At 72.2% G+C, this 16,911-nt stretch carries 16 protein-coding genes and 1 tRNA gene; 3 read left to right on the top strand and 14 right to left on the bottom strand.

Annotated features, from left to right (window positions below; all coding sequences use genetic code 11):
* Window positions 1-161 precede the first annotated feature (161 nt).
* Window positions 162-2,336: a catalase/peroxidase HPI gene (gene katG / locus FPV26_RS00555; protein ID WP_181952531.1), complete on the top strand. Its 2,175-nt coding sequence runs from the start codon at window positions 162-164 to the stop codon at window positions 2,334-2,336.
* Between the two features lie 69 nt (window positions 2,337-2,405).
* Here the strand turns inward: katG and FPV26_RS00560 are convergent, their stop codons facing one another.
* Window positions 2,406-3,602 (bottom strand): trans-sulfuration enzyme family protein, encoded by a 1,197-nt coding sequence (locus FPV26_RS00560; RefSeq protein WP_147651424.1) that lies wholly within the window; start codon window positions 3,600-3,602, stop codon window positions 2,406-2,408.
* Between the two features lie 92 nt (window positions 3,603-3,694).
* On the opposite strand from FPV26_RS00560, the gene FPV26_RS00565 reads away from it, so the two are divergent.
* A complete protein-coding gene (locus FPV26_RS00565) occupies window positions 3,695-4,159 on the top strand; it encodes an Lrp/AsnC family transcriptional regulator (protein ID WP_147651426.1) in 465 nt (154 codons plus the stop codon).
* A gap of 4 nt (window positions 4,160-4,163) precedes the next feature.
* Here FPV26_RS00565 and FPV26_RS00570 read toward each other — a convergent pair whose 3' ends face one another.
* From FPV26_RS00570 to ffh, 7 genes are all read right to left on the bottom strand, one after another.
* Window positions 4,164-4,568: an RNA-binding S4 domain-containing protein gene (locus tag FPV26_RS00570; protein ID WP_147651428.1), complete on the bottom strand. Its 405-nt coding sequence runs from the start codon at window positions 4,566-4,568 to the stop codon at window positions 4,164-4,166.
* Window positions 4,569-4,579: 11 nt separating this feature from the next.
* On the bottom strand, window positions 4,580-5,335 hold the full coding sequence (locus FPV26_RS00575) for a Mut7-C RNAse domain-containing protein (protein ID WP_147651430.1): 756 nt from the start codon (window positions 5,333-5,335) through the stop codon (window positions 4,580-4,582).
* Window positions 5,336-5,472: 137 nt separating this feature from the next.
* On the bottom strand, window positions 5,473-5,853 hold the full coding sequence (rplS, locus tag FPV26_RS00580; protein WP_147651433.1) for a 50S ribosomal protein L19: 381 nt from the start codon (window positions 5,851-5,853) through the stop codon (window positions 5,473-5,475).
* Window positions 5,854-5,957: 104 nt separating this feature from the next.
* Window positions 5,958-6,725: a tRNA (guanosine(37)-N1)-methyltransferase TrmD gene (trmD, locus tag FPV26_RS00585; protein WP_147651435.1), complete on the bottom strand. Its 768-nt coding sequence runs from the start codon at window positions 6,723-6,725 to the stop codon at window positions 5,958-5,960.
* A 15-nt stretch (window positions 6,726-6,740) separates the two neighbouring features.
* Window positions 6,741-7,271 (bottom strand): ribosome maturation factor RimM, encoded by a 531-nt coding sequence (gene rimM, locus FPV26_RS00590; RefSeq protein WP_147651437.1) that lies wholly within the window; start codon window positions 7,269-7,271, stop codon window positions 6,741-6,743.
* A gap of 37 nt (window positions 7,272-7,308) precedes the next feature.
* Window positions 7,309-7,563 (bottom strand): 30S ribosomal protein S16, encoded by a 255-nt coding sequence (rpsP, locus tag FPV26_RS00595; protein WP_147651439.1) that lies wholly within the window; start codon window positions 7,561-7,563, stop codon window positions 7,309-7,311.
* 90 nt (window positions 7,564-7,653) lie between these two features.
* Window positions 7,654-9,015: a signal recognition particle protein gene (gene ffh / locus FPV26_RS00600; RefSeq protein ID WP_147651441.1), complete on the bottom strand. Its 1,362-nt coding sequence runs from the start codon at window positions 9,013-9,015 to the stop codon at window positions 7,654-7,656.
* A gap of 81 nt (window positions 9,016-9,096) precedes the next feature.
* Between ffh and FPV26_RS00605 the strand changes: the two genes are divergently transcribed.
* Complete coding sequence (locus tag FPV26_RS00605; RefSeq protein WP_181952519.1) at window positions 9,097-9,885, top strand: cytochrome C assembly family protein; 789 nt, start codon at window positions 9,097-9,099, stop codon at window positions 9,883-9,885.
* A gap of 22 nt (window positions 9,886-9,907) precedes the next feature.
* Here FPV26_RS00605 and radA read toward each other — a convergent pair whose 3' ends face one another.
* The 6 genes from radA to FPV26_RS00635 form a co-directional block, all read right to left on the bottom strand.
* Entirely contained in the window at window positions 9,908-11,305 is a 1,398-nt protein-coding gene (gene radA, locus FPV26_RS00610; protein WP_147651444.1) for a DNA repair protein RadA, read from the bottom strand.
* 185 nt (window positions 11,306-11,490) lie between these two features.
* Window positions 11,491-11,566: transfer RNA gene (locus FPV26_RS00615), tRNA-Thr, on the bottom strand.
* 63 nt (window positions 11,567-11,629) lie between these two features.
* Window positions 11,630-12,580, bottom strand: coding sequence for a 4-hydroxy-3-methylbut-2-enyl diphosphate reductase (ispH, locus tag FPV26_RS00620; RefSeq protein ID WP_147651446.1), 951 nt, complete (start codon window positions 12,578-12,580; stop codon window positions 11,630-11,632).
* Between the two features lie 40 nt (window positions 12,581-12,620).
* Window positions 12,621-13,112, bottom strand: coding sequence for a signal peptidase II (lspA, locus tag FPV26_RS00625; RefSeq protein WP_147651448.1), 492 nt, complete (start codon window positions 13,110-13,112; stop codon window positions 12,621-12,623).
* Between the two features lie 2 nt (window positions 13,113-13,114).
* The gene (ileS, locus tag FPV26_RS00630; protein WP_147651450.1) at window positions 13,115-15,955 is read right to left on the bottom strand and encodes an isoleucine--tRNA ligase; all 2,841 of its coding nucleotides are present in this window, start codon (window positions 15,953-15,955) and stop codon (window positions 13,115-13,117) included.
* Window positions 15,952-16,902 (bottom strand): bifunctional riboflavin kinase/FAD synthetase, encoded by a 951-nt coding sequence (locus FPV26_RS00635; RefSeq protein ID WP_147651453.1) that lies wholly within the window; start codon window positions 16,900-16,902, stop codon window positions 15,952-15,954. The genes ileS and FPV26_RS00635 overlap by 4 nt, the downstream gene beginning before the upstream one ends.
* Window positions 16,903-16,911 lie beyond the last annotated feature (9 nt).

Genomic DNA, 16,911 nt, shown 5'->3' on the forward strand with positions numbered 1-16,911 from the left:
GCCGGGCCGCGGCACGGCGCCGATAGCCTGCCTATATCGAAACCGTCGGATCATTCGATTTCCCGTCAGGAAAACCGGGCGCTATGGTCGCCTGGCAGGGAAACGGCCCGGCCTGGCCGCGCCCGCCGCACGATCCCGGACCTGACAGGAGCATCCCCATGATGTCGAACCTCTCGAAGTGCCCGTTCAAGCACACCGCCGGCGGCGGCACGCAGAACCGGGACTGGTGGCCGAACCGCCTGCGGGTGGACCTGCTCCACCGCCACTCGTCGAAGTCCAACCCGATGGGCCCCGGCTTCGACTACGCCGAAGCCTTCAAGCGCCTGGACTACGCCGCGCTCAAGCGCGACCTGCACGCGCTGATGACCGACTCGCAGGACTGGTGGCCGGCCGATTTCGGCCACTACGGCGGGCTGATGATCCGCATGGCCTGGCACGCCGCCGGCACCTACCGGGTCGGCGACGGCCGCGGCGGTGCGGGCCGGGGCCAGCAGCGCTTCGCCCCGCTCGACGCCTGGCCCGACAACGTCAATCTCGACAAGGCGCGCCGCCTGCTCTGGCCGATCAAGCAGAAATACGGCAGCAGCATCTCCTGGGCCGACCTGATGATCCTGGCCGGCAACGTCGCCCTGGAGTCCATGGGCTTCCAGCCGCTCGGTTTCGGCGGCGGCCGCGAGGACACCTGGGAACCGGACGAGGACGTGTACTGGGGTTCGGAGACCGCCTGGCTCGAGGACCGGCGCCACAGCGGCGACCGCGAGCTCGAAAGCCCGCTCGCCGCCGTGCAGATGGGGCTGATCTACGTCAATCCGGAAGGGCCGGACGGCAACCCCGACCCGGTCGCGGCGGCGCGCGACATCCGCGAGACCTTCGCCCGCATGGCGATGGACGACGAGGAGACCGTGGCGCTGATCGCCGGCGGCCACACCTTCGGCAAGGCCCACGGCGCCGGCCCGGCGAGCCACGTCGGGCCCGATCCGGAAGCGGCGCCGCTGGAAGCACAGGGCCTGGGCTGGTTCAGCAGCCACGGCAGCGGCAAGGGCGCCGACACCATCACCAGCGGCCTGGAAGTCACCTGGACCACCACGCCGACCCGCTGGGGCCATGACTACTTCAGGCATCTGTTCGGCTACGAGTGGGAGCTGAGCAAGAGCCCGGCCGGCGCGCACCAGTGGGTGGCCAAGGGCGCCCCGGCGATCATCCCGGACGCGCACGACCCGTCGAAGCGGCATGTCCCGACCATGCTGACCACCGATCTGTCGCTGCGCTTCGACCCCGTCTACGAGAAGATCTCGCGCCGCTTCCTGGAGGATCCGGACGCGTTCGCCCGCGCCTTTGCCCGGGCCTGGTTCAAGCTGACCCACCGCGACATGGGCCCGAAGGCCCGCTACCTGGGCCCGGAAGTGCCGCAGGAGGACTTCCTGTGGCAGGACCCGCTGCCGCCGGTGGAGCATCCGCTGGTGGACGCGGAGGACATCGCCGTGCTGAAGGCCCGCGTGCTCGACTCGGGCCTGTCCACCGCCGAACTGGTGTCCACCGCGTGGGCCTCCGCTTCCACCTTCCGCGCCTCCGACAAGCGCGGCGGCGCCAACGGCGCGCGGATCCGGCTCGCGCCGCAGAAGGACTGGGAGGTCAACCAGCCCGAACGGCTGGCGAAGGTGCTCCGGATCCTGGAAGGCATCCGCGCCGAGTTCAACGCCCGCGCACCGGGCGGCAGGAAGATCTCGCTGGCCGACCTGATCGTGCTGGCGGGCGGCGCCGCGATCGAGCGCGCGGCGCAGGCGGCCGGCTTCGACATCGCCGTGCCGTTCGCACCGGGGCGCACCGACGCCACGCCCGCACAGACCGACGCGGCCTCCTTCGCCGTGCTCGAACCTCTCGCCGACGGCTTCCGCAACTACGTGCGCGGCAAGCCCCCGGTCCCGGCCGAGGCCCTGCTGCTCGACAAGGCGCTGCAGCTCACCCTGACCGCGCCGGAGATGACGGTGCTGATCGGCGGGCTGCGCGTGCTCGGCGCCAACTTCGGCCAGACCGCGCACGGGGTCCTGACCGAACGGTCGGGCGTGCTCGGCAACGACTTCTTCGTCCACCTGCTCGACATGGGCACGGAGTGGAGGCCGGTCACGCCGGACGCCGAACTCTTCGAAGGCCGCGACCGCCGCAGCGGCCGCACCCAGTGGACCGCGACCCGGGTGGACCTGGTGTTCGGCGCCAACGCCGAGCTGCGCGCACAGGCCGAGGTCTATGCCTGCGCCGATGCGCAGGAGAAGTTCGTGCGCGACTTCGTCGCGGCCTGGGACAAGGTGATGACCCTCGACCGCTTCGACCTGGCCTGAGCAACCGTCTTGATCACGCCACGGCGCGGCGCCCCAGCGGCGCCGCCCGTGTCCTGGCGCGCGTCGCGCTCAGGCGGCGTCGGCCACCCGGGTGGCGCTGGCGGCGGCCTCGATCGCCTGCCGCAGGTCGTCCCACAGGTCGTCGGCGTGCTCGATGCCGACCGACAGCCGCAGCAGGCCGGGGGTGATGCCGCTGGCGGCCTTCGCGCTCTCGCTGACCACGCGATGGGTCAGCCCCGCGGGGTGCTGGATCAGGGTATCCACCGAGCCCAGGCTCACCGCCGGCGTCATCAGCCGCACCTGGCGCATCACCGCCGCCGCGGCCTGGTAGCCGCCGGCCATCTCGAACGCGATCAGGCTGCCCGGGCCGCGCTGCTGGGTGCCCAGCAGGTGCGCGTTGCGCACCGTGCGCAGGCCCGGATAGTGCACGCGCGAGACCGCCGGATGCGCGGCCAGCCGGCGCGAGAGCACCTCGGCGTTGGCCTGCGCGCGTTCCACCCGCAGCGCCAGCGTCGGCAGGCCGCGGTGCAGCAGGTAGGCGGCCAGCGGATGCAGCAGCGCGCCGGTGGCCGCGCGCACGGTGCGCAGCGGCCGGGCGTGTTCCTCGCTGCAGCAGACCACGCCGGCAATCACGTCGCCATGGCCGCCCAGGAACTTGGTCGCGCTGTGCAGCACATAGGTCGCGCCGAGCGCGGCCGGGGTCTGCAGCACCGGGGTGGCGAAGGTCGAATCCACCAGCACCGGCACCTCGCCGGCGGCGGCCACCGCGGCGCGGATGTCCACCAGGTCGAGGGTCGGGTTCGCCGGCGTCTCGATGATCACCAGCGCGGTGTCCGGGCGGCGCCGGGCGGCGATCTCGCCGGCCTCGACGAACTCGGCCTCGAGCCCGCACAGGCCGCTGGCCAGCAGGTGGTCCGAGGTGCCGTACAGCGGCCGCACCACCAGCACGTGCGCGCCGTGCTGGCGCCGCTCGAGCAGGACCGCGGTCAGCGCGGCCATGCCCGAGGCGAAGGCGACGCAGGCCTCGGTGCCCTCGAGCACCGCGAGCGCGGCCTCGGTGCGGGCCACGGTGGGGTTGTGCAGGCGGGCGTAGATCGGATTCGGCGCGCCCGCCTCCCCGCCCACCAGCGCATCGAAACTGGCGGTGCCGACCGCCAGGTCGGCCACCGGATAGGTGGTGGACAGGTCCAGCGGCGGCGCGTGTACGCACAGGGCCTGGAAATCCTCGCGGCCGGCGTGGACGGCACGGGTGTCGAAGCGGGTCATGGCGGGCCTGGATCGTGCGAAAACCGGCGCGATCCTAGAACGCGGTTCACTCTACAATGCTGTTCCCGAAGAAAATTTCGCGGACGACGCCCATGCCCCGCCTGGACCGAATCGACTTCGCCCTCCTGCGGCTGCTGCGGAAGAATGCTCGGCTGCCGAACAAGGACCTCGCGGCGAAGGCGGGCATCGCCCCCTCCACCGCCCTGGAACGGGTGCGGCGGCTGCGCGAGTCGCGGGCGATCCTCGGCTTCCACGCCGAGATCGCCCCGGAAGCGGTGGGCATCGGCCTGCAGGCGCTGATCGCGGTGCGGCTCACGCGCCATTCGCGCGACCTGGTGGACGGCTTCCACGACCACCTGCTGCGCCTGCCCGAGGTGCTGGCGTTCTACCACCTCGCCGGCGCCGACGACTTCCTGGTCCACGTCGGGGTGCGCGACAGCGGCCACCTGCGCGACTTCGCCCTCACCGCCTTCACCCAGCGGCCGGAGGTGGCGCACATCGAGACGCGGTTGATCTTCGAGTTCCGGCGCAATCCGGAATTGCCGGTGTATCCGTAGGCGGCTACAGCGCGTCTATGTCGCCCAGGGCCCGGATCAGGCGGCGGGCGCGCTTGTCGGGCCGGGTCTCGGGCGGGCGGTAGCCGGCGCGCTCGGCGGCGCGCAGCGCGCGTTCGGCCTCGCGGCGGGTGCGCGAGGCCTCGGGTTCCTCGTACAGCGTCTGCGCGATGCTCGCCGGCCCGCGCGTGTCGCTGAGCGCGCGCACCACGATCTCGAACGTCTCGCCGGCGCGGACCACGCGCAGGGCATCGCCCACCCGCACCGCGCGCGAGGGCTTGGCGCGTTGGCCGCCGACCTCGACCTTGCCGGTCTCGATCGCCTGCCGGGCCAGGCTGCGGGTCTTGAAGAAGCGCGCGGCCCAGAGCCAGACGTCCAGGCGCAGCGGATCGGTGGCGGCGTGTGCGTGCATGCGGTCCATTGTCAGATCGGAACCCCCACTTCGGCCAGGCGCTGGCGCAGCCGGGCCTGGTGGCTGCCGTGCCAGTACAGCTGGCCGCACCCGCGGCAGCGGCTCAGCGCCGCGCCGTCGCGGACCACGTTCGCCGGCGCCGCGTCGGCGCCCTCGCCGTCCGGCAGGCGCGCCACGGTGCCGTTGCAACGCGCACAGCGGGTGAACGGCGCGATCCGCGCCTCGAGCTGGAACCGGTCCAGCACCTCGCGCAGTTGCCGCCGCGGTTCGGTGGCATGGACGAAGGCGCCGTGGGTGAGCGCGGAACGCTTGAGCAGGCCGGTATCGCGGGTCAGCACGATGCGGTGCTCGGCGCGCGAGATCGCCAGCAGCGTGTCGTCGTCGTAATCGTTGCGGTACAGGCAGTCGAAGCCGAGCAGGCGCAGGTAGGCGGCCAGGCGCCCCAGGTGCACGTCCACCACGAAGCGCGGCCCGCGCAGCGGCTGCGGCCGCAACCGGCTCACGCCCGCCAGTTCGAAGCGCTCGAACACCGGATAGACCGCGACCCGCTCGCCGCCCCGCAGGCGATGGGCGAAGCCGACCGACTCGCCGTCCACCAGGATCAGGTCCACCTCGGTGTGCGGCACACCGAGCGACTCGATCCGGTCCTTCACCGCCGGCGTGCCGTCGAAGGCGTGGATGAAGCCGCGCCGCCGGCATTCGGGCGGGAGGAAGTCGTTGAGTTCCTCGTAGAAGCGGAATTCGCAGTGGCGGACGGCGGACGGCACGGAAGCGGCCGGGGCGTCGGATACGGCTGAGTTTACGCCGCCGCCCGAGCCGTGCCTGAACCGGCGGCGCGTGCGTACAGGGGCCCGAAACGACGACGGCCGCCCTGGGGCGGCCGTCGAGGCGGATGCGGCGCGGATTACTGCGCCTTGGCCCTCGCCGACAGGTCTTCCTTGATGCGCGCCTTCTTGCCTTCCAGGCCGCGCAGGTAATACAGCTTGCCGGCACGCACGTCGCCGCGGCGCTTGACCTCGACCGACTCGATCGCCGGGCTGTGGGTCTGGAACACGCGCTCCACGCCGTAGCCGTGGGAGATCTTGCGCACGGTGAACGAGGAGTTCAAGCCGGCGTTCTTCTTCGCGATCACCACGCCCTCGTACGCCTGGACGCGCTCACGGTTGCCTTCCTTGACCTTGACGTTGACGACCACGGTGTCGCCGGGGCCGAACTCGGGCAGCTGGCGCTGGGCCTGCTCGGCCTCGAAGTTCTGCAACAGGGTGTGGAGCGAGGGCTTGTTCATGGGACGGCCTGTTCTGTCGTTCTGGGGCGGGCCGGGACGGCGCGCCGTGGCGTATGCGCGAAGCCGCGCATTATAGCCGGCTTTTTTCCAGCGTGGCTAGGGGCTTACGCGTCCCCGTCCGGTTCCTCGAGGGCGGCGGCGTACTGGCGGCGGAAGGCCTCCAGCAGGGCGCGGTCGGCCGGGGACAGGCGGGCCTCGTCGAGCAGGTCCGGGCGCCGCAGCCAGGTCCGGCCCAGGGCCTCCATCCGCCGCCAGCGGGCGATCTCGGCATGGTTGCCCGAGAGCAGCACCTCCGGGACCCGACCCAGGGCGTGTTCCACCGGGCGGGTGTAGTGCGGGCAATCGAGCAGGCCGTCCTCGAAGCTGTCCTGGACCGCGGATTCGGCGTCCCCCAGCGCCCCCTCCTGGAGCCGGGCGATGGCGTCTATCACCACCACCGCGGCCGGCTCGCCGCCGGAGAGCACGTAATCGCCGATGGACAACTCCTCGTCCACCTCGGCCTGGATCAGGCGCTCGTCCACCCCCTCGTAACGGCCGCAGAGCAGGATCAGGCGCTCGCGGCCGGCCAGCTCGCGGACCTTGCGCTGGGTCAGGCGCGGGCCCTGCGGGCTGAGATAGATCACCGGCGCGGGTGCGGGATCGGCGGCACGCACCGCCTGCAGGCAGGTACGCAGCGGGTCGATCATCATCACCATGCCAGGGCCGCCGCCGAACGGACGGTCGTCCACCCGCCGGTAATTGCCCTCGGCGTAGTCGCGCGGGTTCCAGCCGTGCACCGCCAGCAGCCCGCGCTCGAGCGCACGCCCGACCACGCCGAAGCCGGCGCAGTAGCGGATGTAGTCGGGGAACAGGGTGACGACGTCGATGCGCATGGCGGCCTGGCCGGGCTAGAAATCGGCGTCCCAGTCCACCGTGATCAGGCCGGCGGCGAAGTCCACCGAGCGGATGTAGTCCGGCTCGCGGAACGGGATCATGCGCTCGCGTTCGCCCTGCACCACCAGCACGTCGTTGACGCCGGTGGAGAACAGGTGCGAGACGGTGCCGAACTCCACGCCGTCGAGGTTGACCACCCGCAGGCCCTCCAGGTCCACCCAGTAGTACTCGCCCGGGGCCGGGGGCGGCAATACGCTGCGCGGCACCAGCACCTCGGCGCCACGCAGGTCTTCCGCGGCGTCGCGGTCGTCGCAGCCGGGCACGCGCGCGACCAGCCCCTTGCCGCCGGGCCGGCCGCGGGCCCCGGACACGGGCAGCTCGCGGCCCTGCGGCGTGCGCAGGAGCCAGGGCTGGTAGCGGAAGATCGCGGCGGGCGGGTCGGTGAACGACTCGAGCTTGAGCTCGCCGCGCACGCCGAACGGGCCGTGCACCCGGCCCATCACCAGCATGCGCTGCTGCCCGGCCGGGTGCGCCGTATCGGTCATCGGCGGGAAGGCCGGCCGCGGATGCGGCCGGTCCGGATCAGGCCGAGGCGGCCTTCGACACCTGCTTGTACAGGCTGGCGACCTTCTCGGTCAGCTGCGCACCCTGGCCCAGCCAGTACTTGACGCGCTCCACGTCGAGCTCGACGCGCTTGTCGTTGCCCGCGGCGACCGGGTTGTAGTACCCGAGGCGCTCGATGTTGCGGCCGTCGCGCGCGCTGCGGCTGTCGGTGACGATGATGTGGTAGAAGGGGCGCTTCTTGGCGCCGCCCCGCGTCAGGCGGATCTTGACCATGGCTCTTCGGTGTTGCCCAGCTGCCGGGATGGCAGGGTAAGCCGGTTAGTGTAAGCCATTGGCGGGGCAAGGGAAACCACCCGCCCCCAGTCAGCCGAACGGCCCGCGCCCGCCCATCATCCCGCGCATCCCCCGCATCAGGCCCTTCATGCCGCCGCTGGAGAGCTTGGCCATCATCTTTTCCATCTGCTGGTACTGCTTCATCAGCTTGTTGACGTCGGCGGGCGTCAGGCCGGCGCCGCGGGCGATGCGGGCGCGGCGGCTGCCGTTGAGGATGGCCGGGTTGCGGCGCTCCTTCTTCGTCATCGAGTTGATGATGGCGATCATGCGCGGCACTTCCTTGCCGGTGACCTGCTGCTTGAGGTGCTCGGGCACCTGGCCGATGCCGGGCAGCTTGTCCATCAGCCCGTGCAGGCCGCCCATCTTCTGCATCTGCTCGAGCTGGTCGCGCATGTCGTTGAGGTCGAACTTCTTGCCCTTGACCACCTTCTCGGCGAGCTTGGCGGCCTTCTCCCTGTCCACCTGCTGCTCGACCTGCTCCACCAGCGAGAGCACGTCGCCCATGTCGAGGATGCGGCTGGCGATGCGGTCGGGATGGAACACGTCCAGCCCGTCGGGCTTCTCGCCGGTGCCGATGAACTTGATCGGGCGGCCGGTGATGTAGCGCACCGAGAGCGCGGCGCCGCCGCGCGCGTCGCCGTCGGTCTTGGTCAGGACCACGCCGGTCAGCGGCAGCGCCTCGGCGAAGTGCTTGGCCGTGACCGCGGCGTCCTGGCCGGTCATCGAGTCCACCACGAACAGGGTCTCGACCGGCTGCACCGCGGCATGCAGGGCCTTGATCTCGGCCATCATCGCCGCGTCGATCGAGGTGCGGCCGGCGGTGTCCACGATCAGCACGTCCACGTAGGAGCGGCGCGCGTCCTCGATCGCGGCGCGCACGATCGCCTCCGGCTTCTGCGCCGGATCCGACGGGAAGAACAGCACGTCCACCTGCTGCGCCAGGGTCCTGAGCTGCTCGATCGCGGCCGGGCGGTACACGTCGGCGCTGACCACCATCACCTTCTTCCTGCGGCGCTCCTTGAGGTGCTTGGCGAGCTTGGCGACGGTGGTGGTCTTGCCCGCGCCCTGCAGGCCGGCCATCAGGATCACCGCCGGCGGGGCGACGTTGAGGTTCAGGTCCGCGGCCTGCGCGCCCATCACCGTGGTCAGCTCGTCGCGCACCACCCGGATCAGGGCCTGGCCCGGGGTCAGCGACTTCAGCACTTCCTGGCCGACCGCGCGCACCTTGATCCGCTCGATCAGGGCCTGCACCACCGGCAGCGCCACGTCGGCCTCGAGCAGGGCGATGCGCACCTCGCGCAGCGATTCGCGGATGTTCTCCTCGGTCAGCCGGCCGCGGCCGCGCAGGCGCTCGATGGTGCCGGACAGGCGCTGGGTGAGGGATTCGAACATTGCGGCGGGGGAGGGTCGGGGAAAGAAGGGAAATTGTACCGGGCTTCCTCCCCCGGCCCGCCCCTGTGCGACACTTCGCCGATGACAATCGTTCTCATCGCCGAGGGGTTGTACCTGGCCGCGGCCGGGTTGCTGGCCGCGGGCGTGCGCCGCGATCCGGAGCGGCAGGCGCGCGCCTGGCTGCTGCCGGCCGTGGCCGCCGTGGCCCTGCATGCCGCCGCGCATGCCGCCGGCTGGCGCGAGGACGGCGGGCTCGACCTGCATTTCTTCGCCGCGCTGTCGCTGGTGGGCCTGGGCATGGCCGCGCTGACCACGCTCTACGGCGCGCGCGGCCGGATGGCGGCGCTGGGCGTGGTCACGTTCCCGGTCGCCGCCGCCTCGCTGCTGGCCTGGGCGCTGGCCGGGCCCGCCCCGGGCGAGGCGCTGGGCTGGCGCCTGCAACTGCACGCCTGGTCGGCGCTGCTGGCCTACGCCACGCTCGCGGTCGCGGCGCTGCTGGCCGGGCTGCTGTGGGCGCAGGAGCGCGCGCTGCGCCGGCGCGAGTTCCATCCCTGGCTGCGCGCGCTGCCGCCGCTGGTGCAACTCGAATCGCTGCTGCTGCGCACCATCGCGGTCGGCTTCGCCCTGCTCACCGCCACCCTGCTGACCGGGGTGCTGTTCGTGGAGAACCTGCTGGCCCAGCACCTGGTGCACAAGACCGTGCTCAGCGTGCTGTCGTGGCTCGCCTTCGGCGCGCTGCTGTGGGGCCGCTGGCGCCACGGCTGGCGCGGCCGCACCGCGGTGCGCTGGACCCTGCTGGCGATGGCGCTGCTGGTGCTCGCGTTCTTCGGCAGCAAGTTCGTGCTGGAGCTGGTGCTGGGGCGGACCTAGCGCAGGCCCTGCCCCGCGGCGCTCACACCGCCGCGGCCAGCGCGTCCGACAACCGCTCGACCGGGATCACTTCCAGGCCCTTCAGGCGCGCCCCCTTGGGCACGTTCGCGCGCGGCACGATCGCGCGGGCGAAGCCGTGGGTGGCGGCTTCCTTCAACCGTTCCTCGCCGTTGGGCACCGGCCGGATCTCGCCGGACAGGCCGATCTCGCCGAAGGCGATGGTCTTCTCCGGCAGCGGTCGGTCGCGCAGCGAGGACAGCACCGCCAGCAGCACCGGCAGGTCGGCCGCGGTTTCCTGCACGCGGATCCCGCCGACCACGTTGACGAACACGTCCTGGTCGCCGACCGCCACGCCGCCGTGCCGGTGCAGCACCGCCAGCAGCATCGCCAGCCGGTTCTGCTCCAGGCCGACCGTGACCCGGCGCGGGTTGGACAGGGGCGAGGCGTCCACCAGCGCCTGCACTTCCACCAGCAGCGGCCGCGTGCCCTCGCGCGTGACCATCACGCAACTGCCCGGCTGGTGCAGGCTGCCGCCGGAGAGGAAGATCGCCGACGGGTTCGGCACCTCCTTCAGGCCCTGCTCGCCCATCGCGAACACGCCCAGCTCGTTGACCGCGCCGAAGCGGTTCTTGAACGCGCGCAGCACGCGGAAGCGGCTGCCGCTCTCGCCCTCGAAATACAGCACCGCGTCCACCATGTGCTCGAGCACGCGCGGGCCGGCGATGCCGCCCTCCTTGGTCACGTGCCCGACCAGGAACACCGCGGTGCCGGTCTCCTTGGCGTAGCGCACCAGGCGCGCGGCGCTCTCGCGCACCTGGCTCACCGAGCCCGGCGCGGCGGTGAGCTGCGCGGTCCACAGCGTCTGCACCGAGTCCGCCACGATCACCTTGGGCCGCGCCTGCGCCGCGTGTTCGAGGATCCGCTCGATCCCGGTCTCGGCCAGCGCGTGCAGGCCGTCGAGCGGCAGCCCCAGCCGCACCGCGCGCCCGGCCACCTGCGCCAGCGACTCCTCGCCGGTCACGTACAGGCCGTCCAGGGCCGGCCCGGGCCGCGCGTCGGCCATGCGCGCCAGCGCCTGCAGCAGCAGCGTGGACTTGCCGATGCCCGGATCGCCGCCGACCAGCACCACCGCGCCCTCCACCAGCCCGCCGCCGAGCACGCGGTCGAACTCGCCGATGCCGGTGGACACCCGCGCCTCCTCGGCATGGCGCACGTCCTTGAGCGCGGTGATGCGCGGCGGATCCACCTGCCCGGTCCAGCCCGCGCGCCGATTCGCCGGCCCGGCCCCGGCGGCGCGCGCCGGTTCGAGCACGATCTCGCTGAGCGAATTCCACGCCCCGCATTCGCCGCACTGGCCCTGCCACTTGCTGAACTCCGCGCCGCATTCGTTGCAGACGTGGGCGGTCTTGGCTTTGGCCATCGGGGCGAGTCGCGCGTGTAGTCGGTATGCGTCGAGGATAACGGAGCGCGTCGCAGGAACTGAGATGCGGCGTGTCCGCCGACCCCAAAAAGCGACAGGCCCGCACTGGGCGGGCCTGCGGGGACCGGGAGGCATGGCGGCCTTCGGTCGGGGGGTGCGGGCGGTGGTCACCGACCGAACGGACGTGGTGCCGGAAATAGGATTCGAACCTACGACCTACGCATTACGAATGCGCCGCTCTACCAGCTGAGCTATTCCGGCGGGTTCCTTGGGCGGGCCGGCGGGGCCGGGGCCTGCGGGGAGGCAGATTCTAGCGGGTTTGGCTCAACCGACCAACTGCACCCGCAGTTCCTTCGGCAGGGCGAAGACCATGTCCTCGGGCTCGCCGTGCAGTTCGCGCACGGCGCCGGCGCCGAGTTCGCGCAGGCGCTGGAGCACGCCCTGCACCAGCACCTCGGGGGCGGAGGCGCCGGCGGTGACGCCAATGCAGCGGCGGCCCTCGGCCCAGCGCGGGTCAATGCCCTCGGCGCCATCGATGAGGTGCGCCTCCACGCCTTCGCGCTCGGCCAGCTCGCGCAGGCGGTTGGAGTTGGAGCTGTTGGGCGAGCCCACCACCAGCACCAGGTCGCAGTGCCGGGCGAGTTCGCGCACGGCGTCCTGGCGGTTCTGGGTGGCGTAGCAGATGTCGTCGTTCTTCGGGCCCTGGATCGCGGGGTACTTGTGGCGCAGGGCGGCGATGATCTCGCGGGTGTCGTCCACCGAGAGCGTGGTCTGGGTGGTGTAGGCGCAATGCTCGGGCTGCGGCAGGGCGAGCGCGGCGACGTCGTCCAGGTCCTCGACCAGGAAGATGCGGCCGGGGCCGGCCTCCGCGTTCCACTGCCCCATCGTGCCCTCGACCTCGGGGTGGCCGGCGTGGCCGATCAGGACCATGTCGCGGCCGGCGCGGCACTGGCGCGCGACTTCCAGGTGCACCTTGGTCACCAGCGGGCAGGTGGCGTCGAACACCTTCAGGCCGCGGCGCGCGGCCTCGGCGCGCACCGCCTGCGAGACGCCGTGGGCGGAGAAGATCACGGTGGCGCCGTCGGGCACCTCGTCGAGTTCCTCGACGAAGATCGCGCCGCGGTTGCGCAGGTCCTCGACCACGTAGCGGTTGTGCACGACCTCGTGGCGCACGTAGATCGGCGCGCCGAGCAGCTCGATGGCGCGCTTGACGATCTCGATCGCACGGTCCACGCCGGCGCAGAAACCGCGGGGGTTGGCGAGAAGGACTTCCATCGGCGGGATTCTACTCCTGCGGTGGCGGGGCAAGGCCGCCCTACGGCTTGCCGGGCCTGGCGAACAGGCCGAACAGGGCGATGCCGACCGCGCCGGCCACGATCGCCGCGTCGGCGACGTTGAACGCGGGCCAGTACCAGTCGCGCCAGTACCACTGCACGAAATCCACCACGTGGCCGTGGCGCAGCCGGTCCACGACGTTGCCGAGCGCGCCGCCGATCACCAGCGCGAACGGCAGCGCGGTCTTCCAGTCGCCGCGCCGGGTGCGCGCGAGCCAGTACGCGAGCAGGCCGCTGATCGCCAGCGCCAGGCCGATGAAGAACCAGTGCTGCCAGCCGCCGGCATCGCTCAGGAAGCTGAACGCGGCGCCGGTGTTGTAGGTGCGGTACCAGTTCCAGAAGCCCTCGATCACCGGGATCGGGGTGTATTCCGGCAGTTCGGCCAGCACCCAGGCCTTGGTCCACTGGTCGAGCACGAAGACCACCGCCGAGAGCAGCAGCCAGGGCAGCGCGTTGGGGGTCGTCCTGCGCATGCTCAGAACCACCGCCGCGTCTCGCCCGGGCCGTCCACGTTCGACACGCAGCGCCGGCACAGCTCCGGATGCGCCGGCACGCTGCCGACGTCGGCGCGGTGGTGCCAGCAGCGCACGCACTTGGGCTTCTGCGTCGGCGCGGCGGCGACGGCGATCTCGGTGGCGGCATCGTCGGCGACCAGGTGCACGTCGCCGCTGATGAACAGGAAGCGCAGCTCCTCCAGCAGCGGCGCCAGCCAGTTCTGGTCGGCCACGCCGCAGCGCAGGGTGATCTCGGCCTCGAGCGCGGCGCCGATCGCGCCGTCGGCGCGCATCGGTTCGAGCACCCGCGTCACCTGCTCGCGCAGCGCCAGCAGGCGCTCGAAGTCGGCCGGCAGCAACGGGCCGTCCTCGAGCGGGGCCAGGCCGTCGTACCAGGTCTCGAACAGCACGTTGCCGGAGCGTTCGCCCGGCATGTGCCGCCACATCTCGTCGGCGGTGAACGCCAGCACCGGCGCGATCCAGCGCACGAAGCCTTCCGCGATCCGGTACATCGCGCTCTGCGCCGAGCGGCGCCCGCGCGAGTCCTCCGGCATGGTGTAGAGCCGGTCCTTGGTGACGTCCAGGTACAGCGCGCCGAGGTCCACGCTGCAGAAGTTGCCCAGCGCCTGCACCACCTCGGCGAAGTCGTAGCGCTCGTAGGCGGACACGATCCGGCGCTGCAGGTCCCAGGCGCGGTGCACGATCCAGCGGTCGAGCGCGACCATGCCCTCGGGCGGGCACAGGTGGCGCGCCGGGTCGAAGCCGTGCAGGTTGCCGAGCAGGAAGCGCGCGGTGTTGCGGATGCGGCGGTACACGTCGCCGGTGCGCTTGAGGATCTCGTCCGACACCGACATCTCGTGCCGGTAGTCGGTGGAGGCGATCCACAGCCGCAGCACGTCGGCGCCCATCGCGCCGATCACCTTCTGCGGCTCGACCACGTTGCCGAGCGACTTCGACATCTTCTTGCCCTGCGCGTCCACGGTGAAGCCGTGGGTCAGCACCTGGCGGTACGCGGCCGCGCCGTCCATCGCCACCGCGGTGAGCAGCGAGGACTGGAACCAGCCGCGGTGCTGGTCGGAGCCCTCCAGGTACAGGTCGGCGGGCTTGGACAGGCCGTCGTCGGCGCGTCGGGCGAGCACGCATTCGTGGCTGACGCCGGAGTCGAACCAGACGTCGAGGATGTCGGTGGTCTTCTCGTACTGCGCGGCCTCCGCGCCGAGCAGTTCGACCGGGTCGAGCGCGTACCACGCGTCCACCCCGCCCTGCTCGATGCGTTCGGCGACGCGGCGCATCAACGCCGGCGTGTCCGGATGCGGCTCGCCGCTCTCGCGGTGCACGAACAGCGCGAGCGGCACGCCCCAGGTGCGCTGGCGCGAGATGCACCAGTCGGGACGGCCCTCCACCATCGCCTCGATCCGCGCCTGGCCCCAGTCCGGCACCCAGCCCACCTGGCCGATCGCGGCCAGCGCGTCGCGGCGCAGCCCGGCCTGTTCCATCGAGATGAACCACTGCGGGGTGGCGCGGAACGCCACCGGGGTCTTGTGCCGCCAGCAGTGCGGATAGCTGTGCTGCAGCGGTGCGTGCGCCAGCAGCGCGCCGTTTGCGCGCAGCACGCCGATCAGCAGCTCGTTCGCCTTCCAGATGTGCACGCCGGCCAGGGCCACGCCGTCGGCGGGCGGGGTGGACGGCAGGTAGGCGCCGCGTCCGTCCACCGGATTGAGCTGGGCGGCGCCGTAGCGCTCGATCAGGCCGTAACGCTGGCCGACCGCGAAGTCCTCCTGGCCGTGGCCCGGCGCGGTGTGCACCGCGCCGGTGCCGTCCTCGGCCGAGACGTGCTCGCCGAGCGCGAGCGGGATCTCGCGTTCGGGATAGAACGGATGCTGCAGGCGATGGCCTTCCAGCTCGGTGCCGCTGGCGTAGCCGTGCACCTTCGCTTCCTCCACGCCGTAGCGGCGCAGCGCGCGCTCGGCGAGCGGCGCGGCCAGCACCAGCCACTGCCGCGCGCCGTCGCGCGGCGGGCCTTCCACCAGCGCGTATTCGAGGTCCGGGCCGAGCGTGACCGCCAGGCTCGCCGGCAGCGTCCACGGCGTGGTGGTCCAGATCGGCACCGCCACCGACACGCCCTCCGGCAGGGCCACGCCGAAGGCCGCGGCCAGCGCCTGCGGCTGGCGCGCGCGATAGGCCACGTCGATCGCCGGCGAGGTGCGGTCGGCATATTCGATCTCGGCCTCGGCCAGCGCCGAGCCGCAGTCGAAGCACCAGTGCACCGGCTTGACCCCGCGGGTCAGGTGCCCGCGCTCGACGATTCGCGCCAGCGAACGCACGATGTCCGCCTCGTAGCGGAAATCCATGGTCCGGTACGGGTTGTCCCAGTCGCCGATCACGCCCAGGCGCTTGAAGTCGCGGCGCTGGCCCTCGATCTGCTCCTGCGCGTATTCGCGGCACCTGGCGCGGAACGCGGCCGGGTCGAGCTTCTCGCCGACCTTGCCGAACTTCTTCTCCACCGCATGCTCGATCGGCAGGCCGTGGCAGTCCCAGCCCGGCACGTAAGGCGCGTCGTAGCCCGACAGCAGCTTCGACCGGACCACGATGTCCTTGAGCACCTTGTTGACCGCGTGCCCGATGTGGATCGAGCCGTTGGCGTACGGCGGGCCGTCGTGCAGGACGAAGGTCGGCCGGCCGCGCACGCGCTCGCGGATGCGGGCGTACAGGCCCTCGGCCTCCCAGCGCGCGAGCGTCTCCGGCTCGCGCTTGGGCAGGTCGCCGCGCATCGGGAAATCGGTGGCAGGCAGGTGGATGGTGGCTTTGTAGTCGTGGCTCACGCGTGGGCCCGTTGTGGTTCCAGTCCGAGCAGGCGCCGGGCGAGCGCGGCGTCCTGGTGCATCTGCGCGACCAGCGCAGGCAGCGATTCGAATTTCAGTTCGTCGCGCAGGCGGGCGACGAACTCGACCTCGATCCGGCGGCCGTACAGGTCGCCGTCGAAGTCGAACAGATGCGCCTCGAGCAGGTGCTCGCCGCCGCCCACCGTCGGCCGGGTGCCGAAGCTCGCCACCGCCGGCCACGGCTGCGCGCCGACGCCGTGCACGCGCGCGGCGAAGATGCCCGCCAGCGGCGGCGTGCGCCCGTCGAAGCGCAGGTTCGCGGTCGGATAGCCGAGGGTGCGGCCGAGGCGGTTGCCGAGCACCACCCGCCCGCCGATCGCGTACGGGCGGCCGAGCAGGCGCGCGACCTGCTCGAACGCGCCGGCCGCGAGCGCGGCGCGCACGCGCGTGGCCGACACGCGCTCGCCGTCCAGCGCCACCGGCGCGATCGCCTCGGCGCGGAAGCCGAGCCGGGCGCCGAGCGCCTGCAGCAGCGCCAGGTCACCCGCCCGCCCCTTGCCGAAGCGGAACTCGGGCCCGACCCACACCTCGCGCGCGCCGAGCCGGCCGACCAGCACGCGCTCGACGAAGTCCTCCGCGGTCATCGCCGCCAGCCGGGCGTCGAAACGCAGCAGCCCCACCACCTCGGCGCCGAGCGCGCGCAGGCCCTCGACCTTGGCCCGCGGCAGGGTCAGCCGCGGCGGCGGCGCGGCGGCGGCGAAGAATTCGCGCGGCAGCGGCTCGAAGCTCAGCGCCACCGTGGCCAGGCCGGCCGCACGCGCGCGCGCCGACGCGGCCCGCACCAGCGCCTGATGCCCGAGGTGCAGGCCATCGAAGGCGCCGATGCAGACCACGCTGCCCTGGGGGCACAAGGGCCCGCCCTCGACGTCACGGAACAGCCTGCGCATGGAACCTTG

It is taken from the genome of Vulcaniibacterium gelatinicum (assembly GCF_008033445.1).
Taxonomy (GTDB): Bacteria; Pseudomonadota; Gammaproteobacteria; order Xanthomonadales; family Xanthomonadaceae; genus Vulcaniibacterium_B; species Vulcaniibacterium_B gelatinicum.

Bases quoted from the DNA above. Each gene is read 5' to 3' on its own strand.
- katG (WP_181952531.1), top strand. From the start codon at position 162: ATGTCGAACCTCTCGAAGTGCCCGTTCAAGCACACCGCCGGCGGCGGC.
- FPV26_RS00560 (WP_147651424.1), bottom strand. From the start codon at position 3,602: ATGACCCGCTTCGACACCCGTGCCGTCCACGCCGGCCGCGAGGATTTC.
- FPV26_RS00565 (WP_147651426.1), top strand. From the start codon at position 3,695: ATGCCCCGCCTGGACCGAATCGACTTCGCCCTCCTGCGGCTGCTGCGG.
- FPV26_RS00570 (WP_147651428.1), bottom strand. From the start codon at position 4,568: ATGCACGCACACGCCGCCACCGATCCGCTGCGCCTGGACGTCTGGCTC.
- rplS (WP_147651433.1), bottom strand. From the start codon at position 5,853: ATGAACAAGCCCTCGCTCCACACCCTGTTGCAGAACTTCGAGGCCGAG.
- trmD (WP_147651435.1), bottom strand. From the start codon at position 6,725: ATGCGCATCGACGTCGTCACCCTGTTCCCCGACTACATCCGCTACTGC.
- rimM (WP_147651437.1), bottom strand. From the start codon at position 7,271: ATGACCGATACGGCGCACCCGGCCGGGCAGCAGCGCATGCTGGTGATG.
- rpsP (WP_147651439.1), bottom strand. From the start codon at position 7,563: ATGGTCAAGATCCGCCTGACGCGGGGCGGCGCCAAGAAGCGCCCCTTC.
- ffh (WP_147651441.1), bottom strand. From the start codon at position 9,015: ATGTTCGAATCCCTCACCCAGCGCCTGTCCGGCACCATCGAGCGCCTG.
- FPV26_RS00605 (WP_181952519.1), top strand. From the start codon at position 9,097: ATGACAATCGTTCTCATCGCCGAGGGGTTGTACCTGGCCGCGGCCGGG.
- radA (WP_147651444.1), bottom strand. From the start codon at position 11,305: ATGGCCAAAGCCAAGACCGCCCACGTCTGCAACGAATGCGGCGCGGAG.
- ispH (WP_147651446.1), bottom strand. From the start codon at position 12,580: ATGGAAGTCCTTCTCGCCAACCCCCGCGGTTTCTGCGCCGGCGTGGAC.
- lspA (WP_147651448.1), bottom strand. From the start codon at position 13,112: ATGCGCAGGACGACCCCCAACGCGCTGCCCTGGCTGCTGCTCTCGGCG.
- FPV26_RS00635 (WP_147651453.1), bottom strand. From the start codon at position 16,902: ATGCGCAGGCTGTTCCGTGACGTCGAGGGCGGGCCCTTGTGCCCCCAG.